The sequence below is a fragment of the Mesorhizobium sp. 43Arga genome (genome assembly GCF_053714255.1).
This window is the reverse complement of sequence record NZ_JBSKBO010000002.1, coordinates 300607-313473: the sequence shown is the minus strand read 5'-3', so window position 1 is coordinate 313473 and position 12867 is coordinate 300607. Positions and strand designations below refer to the sequence as shown.

Genomic DNA, 12867 nt, shown 5'->3' with positions numbered 1-12867 from the left:
CATGCCGAGTATCGAGACCAGCATTTGGCTCGCCTTGAAAGGGCGGGTCGCCGCTCTCACGCTTTCGCCGGTGTTGCCGATCGCGTGGCCGAATGAGGATTTCACCAAGCCGATCACCGGCTATCTCCGCGTCACACATGTTCCGAACGTCAACCGCAGAATCATGATCGGCTCGGCCGAGCCACACCAGCGCCTCGGCCTTCTGCAGGTCGACCTGTTCGCCAAGAAGAACCAGGACGCATCGGTCGCGGCCGAGATAGCAGGGCAGGTCGCGGCTTGGTTCCCGAACGATCTTCGCATGACCTACGGCGCGGTATCGGTTCGGGTCTTGGCGGCTCCGGTTGTGGCCCAGGCCATCGCCGATGACACCCATTGGCTTGTGCCGGTGAGCGTCGAATACGAGTGCTTCGCCTAATCGCCCTTCGGCAAGGCATCCCCACAAACCAGAAAGGAGATAGGCGATGCCTATCAAAGTGTCTCCTGTGGCGGGCAGCCGCTTCTATATCGGTTCGGCCCCGGTGGATGTTCCCGACGTCGATGTCACCGAAGCCGATTTTGCCGCGGTGACGTGGATTGAGGTCGGCCAGTACGAGACCATGGGCAATTCCGGTGACTCGGCCCAAGGCAATACGGTCAACCTGCTCAACCGACGCCGCACCTACAATTGGAAGGGTTCGCGCCAGGCGCCGCAGCGGTCCGACAATTTCGCCCTCAACACGAACGATCCCGGCCAGCTTGCCATGATCGCGGCGGAGGCGACGGACTTCAACTATCCGTTCAAGGTCGAGCTCAATGGTGCCCCGATCCCGAAGTCGGCCGCCGCAACAATCACCATTGCCTCGCCCGGCGTCGTGACGTGGACCGGTCATGGTCTTGCCGTGAACACAGGCGTCAAATTCTCGACGACCGGCGCACTGCCGACGGGCTTGACGGCCGGCACGACCTACTACGTCAAGACCGTACTTGATGCGGACACTTTCACACTGTCCGCCACCAAGGGCGGAACCGTGATTGCCACGACCGGCACCCAAGCCGGCGTCCACACTGCAACCACCGTCCCGGCTGGCCCGCAGCGGCTTTTCATGGGCCAGGTTGCCGGCGCCGAAGAAGGCATGGGCGGCGCCAACAATGCCCAGATGCTGAACTGCACCGTGCTGCCCAACACCAACTATGTCCGCGTGGCGGCGCTCGGTTAAGGAGGCGAAGATGAAGATCACGAACATCGGCAAAGAGGCACATAAGCTGTCTCACAACGGGCAGGAGCACCTCCTGGCACCCGGCAACTTCGTTGAGATCGAACTGACCAAAGCGGAAGCGGCCGCCATTCCTGCGCCGTTCGAAGCCACGGGCACGCCGATCAAAGCACCCAAGGTTGATCTGGAGAAAAAGGCATGAGCAAGCCAGCATTGGGCGCCGGCAACGTCGAGATCGTACTCGATGGCGAGACCGTGGTACTCCGTCCATCGTTGATGGCGGCGCAGACCATTTCCCGCCAGAGCGGCGGCATTTCCAGCGCAGTCCGAGCCGTCAGCAATTTCGACTTCGACGTGATTGTGTCAGTCGTGACGCTTGGCCTTGGCGCCACGGGTCTTGATGCCAAGCCCATTCCCGAAAAGGTGTGGCGGACGGGCCTGACCGATCTCGTTGGGCCGATCTCAACCTACCTGACTATCATCGCTAATGGTGGGCGTCCGATGTCGGGAGGAGAGGAAGCAGCGGACCCTCAGAAGTCCGCGTAAGCCTCGCCGAATATTACGACGATCTGGCTGAGAAAGCCTTGGGCTGGCTCGGCTGGACCGAAGAGCAGGCATTGCGGGCCGACGTGAATGCAATCATCTGCGGGCTCAATGGACGCGGCGACATGATCAGTTCCGTCCTTCGCGCCGTGTTCGGCGAAGACCCAACGCCCGAAATCGAGATCACCGCTCAACCGATCACCGAGGACTACTTCGATGCTATGTTCGCGGTGCAATGAGGTGATGCGGTGACCGTTGCTGATCTTGGCTTGCGGGTCGATTCGTCTCAAGCCGTAACGGCAGAGACGAACCTCGATAAACTGACGGCTGCATCGGCAAAGGCTGAGGCTGCACAGAAGCGGCTTCAGGCTGCGTCCGCTGGGTCCAATGCGGCGCTGGGCAAAATCGCGGCTGGCGTCGACCAAGCCAACGCAACGCTGCTCAAGCTGGCTGCCATTGCGGAAGGCAGCAATGCGTCCTTGGTCAAGCTCGTAGCTACAGCCGAGAAGACGAACACGACACTGGCCGGCATGGGCTCAAAGTCCACCGAGGTCGTAGCTGGCATCGGTCGAGTGGCGCCGGCGGCCGATAAGTCGACCAAGGCGCTGAACGACAATGCCAACGCGGCTCGGCTAACATCAAACCAGATGTTGAACCTGTCTAGGCAGGGCAACGACGTCATCACGATGTTCGCGCTGGGCGCGTCGCCGATGCAGATATTTGCCTCGCAGGCCGGCCAAGTCTATGACGCGCTGGAGCAGGGGCCGGGTGGTATCAAGGGGTCTCTTGCCGCTGTCGGGAATGCCGCGAAAGCGGCTGGGCAGGCCGTTCTTGCCTTCATGACGACGCCAGCAGGCATCGCCGCAACAGTAGGGGTGGCGGCTGTCGCCGGCCTCGCGACCTACATCATCTCTACCAAGCAGCAGGTGAAAGATCTCGATGTCCTGTTGAAGGAACACGATGCCATTCTTCGTGGCATTGGCGACAGCTATGGTTTTATCGCCACCAAGGCCAAGGACGCGTTTGCGCCGAGTGTCAACGGGCTCCAGCTTCAGTCCTCGGCCACGCAATCGGGGCTTAAAATTCAGATCGCAAACCTGACGCAAGCCGCGATGGGTGACCTGGGCGCAGGCAGCGCGGGCGGAGGCTACCATTTTTCGCCAACGACCGAGTTCAAGCCCTTTGCGGATGCCATCGCCTACCTCCAGAGAACCGCACAGTCAGGCACGGCGGATATCATCGGCTTCCGCAAAATGGTCGAGGACCGTTGGGCACTCGAACCCAACAATGTCGCGCTGACGACGGCTGCTGGCAAACTGAGGGATATGACCAAAGACGCTGATGCGGCGGCTCGTGCGCTGAAGCAGTTGCAACTCGCGCAGGACGATCTGCGCAAAAGCCTTGGCCCGGGGGGCATTCCCCTTCGTGGTGGCGCGTTGAGCACCGAACACATGGGGTCGTTTGATCAGTATCAGGCTGCCGGTGCAGTTTCCGCCTCACGCGCGCAACAGGCTTTTGATGCACAGCGGCAGGGGATATATGCCCGCTCACCGGCAGAACTGGCCGCAGCGGCGCGCGCCCAGGCTGGCGCTCAGTACAACGACAATGAAAACCCGGCAGAGCGCGCCCGCCGCATCGACATGGCAGGCCAGCAGGCCGCGCTTGCCGCACAGCATGCCTTGGACGAGGCGCAAAAGGACCGGAAGCGCTCCCTCGACGCGACGCTGGCCTCGCAGCAACTCGACCTTGACTTGATCGGCAAGACGGCCGGCGCGGCTGAAGCCATGCGGATGCAGTTCCAACTGACCCAGCAGCTTCGCGAGGAGGCGGCGCGCAACAATGTCCCTGTCGATCAACAGGAACTGGAGCTGATCAAGCAGAAGGCTGAGGCCTACGGGAAGATGGCCGACCAGATCGCGCGGGCGCAGTTGGGCAATGATCTGGCGTTTGAGCGCTCGCAGCAATTTCTGTCGGCAGGCGACCAGCAAATCGCGTCGCGCCTCCGCAACACTGGCATCGGCATGGATTCTCCTGAAGCCCAGCAGATGCGTGACGCCACTAAGTTCGCCGATGCGAAAGGGTTGGCAGTCGGGTTCCTGTCCGGCTTCAAATCGGAACTGTTGAACAGCGGTGGCAACATCGGCAAAGCGCTGGGCACCTCGATCCTGAATGCTCTGACCAACTCGATGGACAAGACGTGGAGCAATATTTTCGACCGTTTGGCGACGGCGTTCGCTTCGGCACTGACGGGGCAAATGCCCGGCAATAGTGGTCTAGCATCGGCGGGAACCAGCGTGGTCGGCTCCCTTCTTGGTGGTGCGAACGACAACTATGCGCCCGGCGCCGTCACGCGCGCGCCGCTCGCGGCGCTCGGCGGCAACATGTCGGCGTATGCAGCGGCAATCCGTTCCATCGAAAGCGCTGGTAGTGGCGGCTATTCGGCGCTCGGCCCGGTCCTCAAGAACGGCAACCAAGCGCTCGGCGCCTATCAGGTGATGAAGAGCAACTTGCCTTCATGGTCGAAAGAGACCTTCGGCGACGTGATGTCGCCTAATGACTTCCTGTCCAATCCTGGCGCGCAGGACGCTATTTTCGAAAAGCAGTTCGGCAAATACCTGTCGAAGTATGGCAACCTGCAGGATGCCGCGTCGGCATGGTTCACCGGCGGTCCGCTTTCGACTGGGGCCAGCGCCAAGGATGTGCTGGGCACTACCGGCTCTGTCTATGTCGACAAGTTCAACGCTGCCGTGGCGAAGGCGTCTGACAGTCTCGGCGGTCTCGACAGCACCGTGACCAACACCGTTCAGAGCTTGGCCGGCGGCCTTGGCGCGAAGGGCCGTCTCGCCTCAATCCTCGACGGTCTGAAGCCGGAGAATTTCAAGGCGAACACCACGCTGTCGGATATCCTCGGGTATTCCGGCGGCGGAGCCTCGTCTGGCTCTTCTGGCGGCGGCTTCCTCGGCACACTGCTAGGCTTCCTTCCTAAGCTGTTTGGTTTCGCAGACGGCACCGAGAGCGCGCCGGCTGGCTGGGCGTGGGTCGGCGAACGGGGTCCCGAGCTGCGCAAGCTGCGCGCCGGCGATGTCATTCGAAGCAACCCGCGCTCGATGCAGATGGCGCAGAACAACAACAGTACGCCTGTGACGCCGAAAATCGACCTTCATGTCACCGTCGTCGGAGGCTCGGGCGATGAGCATATCCGCACGTTGTCCAGGCAGGGCGCGCAGGAGGCGATCAGCGAGTATCACCAGGGCCAGATCAGCGGCGGCTTTGGCGAGACGCAGCGGCGCTACGCGTCGCAGAAGGGTTGAGCGATGGGGCGCTACACCGATCTCCCCACTCTGGACATCGACTTCCTGAAGCCTACGAAAATGTCATTCGATACCAAGGGTGGCGGTTTCGAAGGTGGCCGCAATGGTCTTGGGGAATCTGTCACTATCGAGACCAGCGGCGGCGGGGTTCTGGTCGGCTCCTATGGCGGCTGCGTGGTGACTGATCGGGAACAGCACGAATACGTCAACTGGGTCGCAGCGCGAATGAACAGTTCGATCCGGTTCATGAACGTGCCGATCCTGTCGGACTGGATGGGGCCTTTCCCCGTCGTGAAGGGCATTCCTCAATCGACTATCAGCGGCATCCCGCACTCAGACGGAGCGCTGTTTTCCGATGGCGCCGGGTACAGCCAGGCGACGGTGATCGCCAATATGGATGCCGCCGCGCTCAATGCCGGAAAGATCACGCTTCGAATCTATGGCGCCGCCCGCAATCTGCGCTGGTCTGACTGGTTCTCGATCTACCATCCAAACAAGGGTTGGCGCGCCTATCGAAATTGGGATCACACGGACCCTGTTCCAGCCTTTGAGACAATCGATGGCGTGGCGCGCGCCGGCCAACGCTACACGCTGTCGCTCGATCGTCCGCTGCGTGAGGCGGTGATCCAGGGAACCCGGGTCGAATTCGCGCGCCCGCGCTGCGTCATGAAGTTCCCCGCCAGTTTCTCGCTGGCATGGGAAGCGGAAGGTTGGTGGCAGTCGTCGCCGACATTGCAATTCGTCGAGGGTTTCTAAGCCATGGCGTGGCAAGATCTCGTCGGCTCCTACACCCTGCAGTATGTGCCGCAATCCGTTCTCGAGCGGATGGCGTCGAGCCATATGCTCGGCATCTTCTTTCGGCTCGATACGGATCCGGGCCTGCACATCTGGGCCGGTGTCAACGACATCCCGGCCGGCTTCGACAGCCTCGACGAGGACGGCACCGTCTATCTCGGCGGCGGCCGGCTGCTCAACATCCCGACGCTCGAGGTGTTGGTCAACGGCCAGAGCTCGAGCGTTGAATTCGGCATTTCCGGCATCGACCCGGAAACGGCGGCCAATGTGCTGGACACCATGCCGGATGTTCGCGGCAAAGACCTGAAGATCGGCATCACCACGCTCGACGACTACTACCAGCCTACGAGCCCAATCATCGCACTATGGACCGGGACGGCATCGCATCCGACGGAATCGAGCCCGGCAGTGTCCGGCACTGAAAATCCGACGACGACGATCACCCTGGCCACGGTATCTGGCAACAACACCAGGTCGCGAGCCTCGCTCTCCCTCTGGTCAGGGCCGCACCAGAAGGCGTTGTATCCGACCGACAAATTCTGCGACGGCACCGCGCGCCTTGCGCGCGGCGTCGCACCGGCCTGGCCGAACTACTGAGGCATTCGATGACGCTGGAAGAATATATCCGGCTGCCGCATCGCTGGCAGTGGGGCTACACCGACTGCACGCTGTTCGCGGCCGACTGGGTTGTCGCCTCGACGGGCAAGGATCCGGGTGCCGAATTGCGCGGCACCTATTTCGATGCGGATGCAGCTGCAGCCATCCTGCGCGCCTCTGGCGGCGCCGAGCGGCTTGTTGGCGGCAAACTTTCGGCTCTCGGCTTCCGTCGCGTGCAGACGCCGCTCGACGGCGATATCGGCATGGTTCTGGCCATGACCGGGTACGACGCCGCCGGCGCCAGGGTGAAGGAAATCCCGGCCATCCGCTTCGGCCCGCTCTGGGCGGTCATGTCGGCGCGCGGCGTCATGGTCAAACATCTCGATTGGACTGGCGTGGCATGGCGCATAGCGTGAACCCGTTCGACGATGCGCTGCGCCAGGCGCTGGCCAAGGCGTCGCGCCGGGGAACCTATAACGCCGGCATCGGCGCCTTCGAAACGGCGACGACGCAGGAGATCATCGCCGAGGGCTGGAGTGGCGAATATCGCTGGCCGGTCCACCGCGACCCGATCTTCACGCCAATCTTCACAGCCATTCTGGGCAGCGGCGGTTTCTCGCTCTTCGGTGCGACCATCTCCTACGCGGCAATCGCCTCGGCGATCGTCACCACGGCCATCGTCGCTGGCGTGCAATATCTGCTGACGCCGAAGCCGCCGAAACCGGAGGACGGTCGCGCGCCGCTGACGCAGCCCATTCCCTACCGCTTCTGGGGCGTGGGCGAGGCGCGGTTGGCCGGCGCCATGATGCTGTGGGAAGCGATCGACAACAACATGTACTCGGTCCAGGCGATCGTCGGCCATCGCATCAACGCCTATACCGGCTACTACCTGAACGACGACAAGGTCTCGCTGATCGCTGGCGGTCGCGTCCAGTCCCCCGGCGGCGGCCGCTACGGTGACAACAGCGATCTTGTCTATATCTTCACCCGCCTCGGCCTGGTGCCTGAAACGTCGATCGCCGCTTCTTTTGCTTCTTCGAGCCTGATCGGCCAAGGCATCTGGACGAACAATCATCGTGGCGACGGGCAGGCTTCGGTCGGCATGGGCTGCGTCAGTCCCGGGGCCGACAGCTTCCTGAAGTGTTTCCCCTATGGCAAGCCGGCGCTGTCGGTTGTTGCCGAGCTTGCACTGTGCTGGGATTTTCGCAAGCCTTCGCAGAATCCTGAAGACCCGTCGACCTGGGCTTTCACCCGCAATCCGATCCTCCATCTCGCTTGGCACGAGTGCTTCAATCCTTTCGGAACCAAGCGTGATTTTCGCAAGGCGCTGCTGCCTGTGCTCGACATGTGGCAGGAGGAAGCCGATGTCTGTGATGAGGACGTGCCGCGGGCTTCCGGCGGCACCGAAAAGCGCTATGAATGCGGCGGCTTCGACACCACCGAGCACGATCCGAAAAGCGGCACCAACGCCATCCTGGCGACATGCGACGGCTGGATGTGCGAGCGCGGCGATGGCGCCTTGCTCGTCGTCGCCGGCAAGTTCCGCGAAAAATATGTCGCCACGCTGACCGATGCCGACATCGTCGGCCACACCGTGCAGCATGACGTACTGCCGGAAGAAGAGGTCAATCGCTTCATCCCGAAATTCACCTATCCGGCGACCGACTATACGACGACTGATACCGACTATTTCGACGATACGCCGGCGCAGCTTTCGGCCGGCCGGCCGCTGCCGCAGGAGGGCAATTACATCTGGTGCCAGCAATGGCGGCAGGCGCGCCGGTTGGGCAAGCGGGAATTCGGCCGGATGCGCGAGAAGAAGCGCGGCACCCTCGACGTCAGGTTCACGGGCATCAACGCCATTTATGCGCCATGGACGCGCCTGGCGACGCCAAAACGCATACCGTCGATGGACGGAAAAGTGATTTCTAACAGGCGGTCGGCGCTTTCGGTATCGCGTGGCGGCTTTCAAATGACTTGGATCAAGATGCCGGGTACCGGGCCGGAAATCGACGACTGGGACCCGACGCTCGACGAGGGATCAGCGCCGCCTGTGCCGCCCAAGCCGGTCTCTGACGGCATTCCGACCCCGATCATCGACACAGCGGTTGCAGTCTCCGGTGGCGGCAGCATTTACATCCGCGTCGTGCTGATCGATCCGAACCGGATCGATGTCACGCCGGTCGTTCACTACAGGATAACGGATGTCGGCGGAGGCGTTCCCGGTGCATGGGTGGAGCAGAAGTTCCCGGGCGTGACGCCGTCAGGCGGTCTCATTGCCCTCAACACGAATCCAGTGCCGGCCAACACCTCGATCGACGTCCAGGCCGTCTATATCGGAACCAATAACAGCTATGGCACGTGGACTAGCACGGTAACGTTGGTCTCCACGGTCGACACGACGCCGCCCGGGGCGGTCACCAGCGTTGTCGCCACGGGCGGCGTCGGCCAGGTCGCGCTGACCTGGAACACGCCGAATTTCGGCAACTATGTCGCCACCAACATCAGGCGCAATACGGTCAACAATGAAGGCACCGCGACTGTCGTTCGCACCGAATATGGCGCGCCGTCATCGGCCGATGCCTGGACGGACACCGGGCGCGCGGCCGGAACCTACTACTACTGGCTGCGCTCGGCGAACGCATCCGGTGTCGAGAGCACCACAAGCGTCGCCACCGGGCCGAAAGTCGTGACCTAAAGCCCGATCGATCGGCTTCATCAAATCCGCAACGCATCGACCTCGGCGCTTCGCAAGGCCGGCTTCGATTGCGGCCGTCTGTTCGCGAAAAGGAAAACCATCCATGGCAGTCGTACCCTTCAACACGCTTTTCGCTGACGGTCCTGCCGGCAACCCGTACCAGCCGCCGAAGCAAGACCTTCGCGACACTTTCAATGATCTGAATAGACGGATCAGCACTGTCAGTGACTCGGTCCACTACTCGACCGAATACGGCTTTGTCGATGACGGTGTGGCCGGCGTTAACACCGGCACCAACAACGACGCCGCTTGGGCTGCGGCAAAGGCGGCTCTCACGAATGGCGAAATCCTTGTCATGGTCCGGCAGAACACGGGCGTGTTCTACTTTGCGACGACGAGTGATTTTACCGGCATCCCGATCGATGCCACGAGCAATCCGACTTTCAATGGACCGAACGTCTACAACGACCGAACGGCAGCGGAGGTTACGGCGGGCGGGCCGCCCATTACGGTTGTCGGGACCGGCAGGCTTACCTCGATCAGTACATCGCTGAACGTCATCTATCGCCGGCATGCGGAGCCGGTGGCAAAAAATGATTTCCTCACGGATGGCGACGTGGCCTACGAAGAGCCGACCGTTGTCGATATGTCCGGCGCGGCCGTCACCATGCTCAAATATGCATGGCCCAATGGCAACACCACATCAGCCACGTCGACCGGTATTACCAAGGCAACCAACACGATTACCATCAACCGGGCGACAGCGGACAATTCGGTGCTGATGTTCGCTGGCGTCGTGCCCGAGCCTACTTGCCAGTATACCTGGGTAGTCGGGACAAACACAAATGATGTACCCTTCGCAGTGCTTGCGTTCGATGGCGGCTACCATGCGGTCTATGCTGCGATTGCGTCGCAGGCTACCCACAAGAAACTCACCGCTGCGAGCACCTTCACCGAAACTTCCATTGCAAATCTTGGGTCCGGCGGTATTCCTGAAGCGGCTTACACGTTTGCAGGTGCTTCCGTAACGATCGACCTTCTTACTCCGACCAAATACCAGATTGGTATCAACGGTGTTGTGATTGCGGAAGGCGAACTCCCTTCTCCGGCCGTGTACATCGGTCCTGGTCTATATTTTGGTCCTGCTCAGGGAGGCTCTTCGGTCTTCTTGAATATGACCAAGACCAAGAACCCGACCAGGATGGCCCCTCGTCCTGTTCGGGCAATGTTCGTTGGTGACAGCAAGATGGATCCGGTTTTCCAAGGATGGCCCGATGATATCGCTCGGATCATGCAGGGGTCCATGGGAACCCAATGGGAATTCACCAAAAACATCGCGGTGGCCGGTGAGACTTTGGCGCAACAAAAGGTTCGGATACTTGCTGAAAACATGTCCGGTTACTCTGACGTGTTCATCAGTCTTGGCACCAACGACGCGCAGGGTCTGACATCTCAAGCCACGTTCGCTTCCGACCTGGCCCTCATACTAAATCAGGCGCTGAGCTTAGGCGCCCGCGCAACCGTCCTGCTCACTCCCGCATTTTACAGCAGGGCCGATGCGGCTGCTGTAACCGGGTTCCCTAGCCAAGGCCAAAACTCAACGAACGGCCAGGCGGTACCAGCCTATAGGGAGGTAATTCGCAGAGTGGTCGCCACATATCGCGATGGGGGCAGCAAGGTAGCGATCGTTGATGCCGGAAAGATTTGCGGCCCATCCATGGCGGCATATCTGACGTGGGCTGTGGCGGGTAGTCGCGTGGATACCAATGTTTTTGACAACATTCATGAGGGCCGCGCAGCTCGCAACAAGATCGCTCAGGCTTGCGCGCGTGCGGCGTTCGGTCTGGCTACCCCGAGGCGCACGCGGGCTTACCCGATCACCGCAATTCCGGCCTCATGGTACACGAACAACTGGGGCGCACTGACAGCACCGGTGTTCTGGATAGACGAGCGCGGCTATAAGCACATTGACGGCATCATCTCCAATGCCGCTGGTGCAAACCTTGCGGATGGAACCCAGGTTCTGCAGCTCCCCACCTACATGCGGCCGAATCGATCTATCTGGCTTCCCACGGTCACGCAGAAACTGAATACCCAAGGCTGGATCGAAATCCTGACAACTGGCGTCGTCAACATCTACGGTGTCGATGCCACAAACAAGTTCATGCGGCTGTCAGACGCCCATTGGGAATGAAGGCTCACCAGTGTTGTGTCCAACTTCCAACCCATGTAGGGGCATGGGCATGGATCAGACGACGATACAAGCCGAGACGACGATACAGGCGGCGGCGCCACCTGAACGCTTCCCCTATCTCAGCGCACTACGCGGGCTGGCGGCTCTCTGGGTTATCGCGGTCCACGTTGCCCATATGCCGACGCCTCGTATGAAGTTGCCCGCTTGGTTTGAAGTCTATGTTGCTAGCGGCGTTTGGGGCGTCCAGCTGTTTTTCGTGGTCAGCACATTTTCGCTTTGTCTCATGCAGCCAAGCCACGCTGGAGAGCGGCGGCCGCTCTTGGGTTTTGCTTTGCGTCGCTTCTTCCGCATTGCGCCGCTTTTTTATCTCCTGATCGGGGTCACGCTGCTCTCCCTCATCCAGCCGGTCACAAACATTTTCAATTTCAATCCTGCCGGCTTCTCCATCAATGCCAGAACGATCCTCTCGAACGTGACTTTCACCTTCAACCTGGTGCCCGGATATGGCCACCAGACATCATTGGTCCTTGCCGGTTGGACGATTGGCACAGAGATGATGTTCTACCTGATCTTTCCGTTCGTGTACGCCCACGCCAAGAGCGTATGGTTGGCTACGACCGCAATGCTCATCAGCCTCGTGGTGGCGAAGCTCTTCTCCATGACGGTGGCGCTTTTCACAGCGGACCCTGCCAGCTACCAGAAGTATTCGATCTTTCACCATCTGCCGGTTTTCATGTTCGGCTTTGTCGCCTTCTGGGCATTGCCCTTGCTCAAAGATCGGCCGAACAGCAGGCAGATAGGTGCCGCGTTGCTGGCGTCTGTCCCGGTGCAGTTCTATGCAGTTTCAGGGGGCACGGTGCCATTCATCGAGCCTGCCCATTGGTTGGGCGTCATGTTTGCCTGTCTACTCGTTGGTCTTGCTCTTTGCCCGATCCGCATTCTTGTCAACAAAGCCACGGTATGGATCGGGGACATCAGCTACTCCGTCTACCTCGTTCACAGCCTGATCATCGTTGCGCTTTTCCCGATCTATAGTCAGATACAGGCGTCAGCGGGAGGAAGGATAGCAGCATTTGTCCCCTGCTTTGTGCTGACACTGGCGTGTGTTCTTCCGGTGGCCGCTATGACCTATTATGGCTTTGAGAAGCCCATCAACATATGGGGCAAGCGTCTTGCCTCAAAAGCTGCCGGCAGGGAGCGGGTGCTGGTCGACGCCTGATTGGTAGAGGCCGGTTCCGCCTAATCCGTCTTCCGCAGCGCATCCCGAGCTAACTCGGCATCGCCGTGCTGACCGCTCTTCATCACAACCCAGATGGCTTCGGCCTTCACTAGCCGGCCCCCGTCGTAGGTGTTGATCTCGGATGTCCGCAAGGCCTTGGCCTGCATGCTGGCGCTGGCTTTGGCCCATGGCAGGCTGAGATAGGTTAAGTCCCCCGTTGGCCCATCATTGTCAGCGGCAGGCCCGCTGAGGTCCAGCGGGATTTCATCCGGCAGCTCGTCATTGTCCGGCTTCCTCGCCATCTCATCGGCCTCCTC

Annotated in this window: 13 protein-coding genes; 12 read left to right on the top strand and 1 reads right to left on the bottom strand. The window is 60.8% G+C overall.

Going from position 1 to position 12867, the window contains the following annotated elements; genetic code table 11:
• The first annotated feature begins 1 nt into the window (after window position 1).
• From ACWGS8_RS07880 to ACWGS8_RS07825, 12 genes are all read left to right on the top strand, one after another.
• Window positions 2–415, top strand: coding sequence for a DUF4128 domain-containing protein (locus ACWGS8_RS07880; protein WP_454580390.1), 414 nt, complete (start codon window positions 2–4; stop codon window positions 413–415).
• 46 nt (window positions 416–461) lie between these two features.
• Complete coding sequence (locus tag ACWGS8_RS07875; protein WP_454580389.1) at window positions 462–1196, top strand: hypothetical protein; 735 nt, start codon at window positions 462–464, stop codon at window positions 1194–1196.
• A 10-nt stretch (window positions 1197–1206) separates the two neighbouring features.
• Complete coding sequence (locus ACWGS8_RS07870) at window positions 1207–1395, top strand: hypothetical protein (protein ID WP_454580388.1); 189 nt, start codon at window positions 1207–1209, stop codon at window positions 1393–1395.
• A complete protein-coding gene (locus tag ACWGS8_RS07865; RefSeq protein WP_454580387.1) occupies window positions 1392–1739 on the top strand; it encodes a hypothetical protein in 348 nt (115 codons plus the stop codon). Before ACWGS8_RS07870 ends, ACWGS8_RS07865 begins: the two co-directional genes overlap by 4 nt.
• A gap of 38 nt (window positions 1740–1777) precedes the next feature.
• Entirely contained in the window at window positions 1778–1975 is a 198-nt protein-coding gene (locus ACWGS8_RS07860) for a hypothetical protein (RefSeq protein ID WP_454580386.1), read from the top strand.
• Window positions 1976–1984: 9 nt separating this feature from the next.
• Window positions 1985–5047 (top strand): phage tail length tape measure family protein, encoded by a 3063-nt coding sequence (locus ACWGS8_RS07855; RefSeq protein WP_454580385.1) that lies wholly within the window; start codon window positions 1985–1987, stop codon window positions 5045–5047.
• 3 nt (window positions 5048–5050) lie between these two features.
• Window positions 5051–5803 carry a hypothetical protein gene (locus tag ACWGS8_RS07850; RefSeq protein WP_454580384.1) on the top strand — a complete coding sequence of 251 codons (753 nt, stop codon included), beginning with the start codon at window positions 5051–5053 and terminating at the stop codon, window positions 5801–5803.
• 3 nt (window positions 5804–5806) lie between these two features.
• Window positions 5807–6439, top strand: coding sequence for a hypothetical protein (locus ACWGS8_RS07845; RefSeq protein WP_454580383.1), 633 nt, complete (start codon window positions 5807–5809; stop codon window positions 6437–6439).
• Between the two features lie 8 nt (window positions 6440–6447).
• Window positions 6448–6855: a DUF6950 family protein gene (locus tag ACWGS8_RS07840; protein WP_454580382.1), complete on the top strand. Its 408-nt coding sequence runs from the start codon at window positions 6448–6450 to the stop codon at window positions 6853–6855.
• A complete protein-coding gene (locus ACWGS8_RS07835) occupies window positions 6840–9137 on the top strand; it encodes a hypothetical protein (RefSeq protein ID WP_454580381.1) in 2298 nt (765 codons plus the stop codon). Before ACWGS8_RS07840 ends, ACWGS8_RS07835 begins: the two co-directional genes overlap by 16 nt.
• Before the next feature lie 103 nt (window positions 9138–9240).
• Window positions 9241–11331 (top strand): SGNH/GDSL hydrolase family protein, encoded by a 2091-nt coding sequence (locus ACWGS8_RS07830; protein ID WP_454580380.1) that lies wholly within the window; start codon window positions 9241–9243, stop codon window positions 11329–11331.
• 49 nt (window positions 11332–11380) lie between these two features.
• Complete coding sequence (locus ACWGS8_RS07825; RefSeq protein WP_454580379.1) at window positions 11381–12550, top strand: acyltransferase family protein; 1170 nt, start codon at window positions 11381–11383, stop codon at window positions 12548–12550.
• A 20-nt stretch (window positions 12551–12570) separates the two neighbouring features.
• On the opposite strand, the gene ACWGS8_RS07820 is transcribed toward ACWGS8_RS07825, so the two are convergent.
• Window positions 12571–12852, bottom strand: a complete 282-nt coding sequence (locus ACWGS8_RS07820; protein ID WP_454580378.1) for a hypothetical protein — start codon at window positions 12850–12852, stop codon at window positions 12571–12573.
• Window positions 12853–12867: the final 15 nt, after the last annotated feature.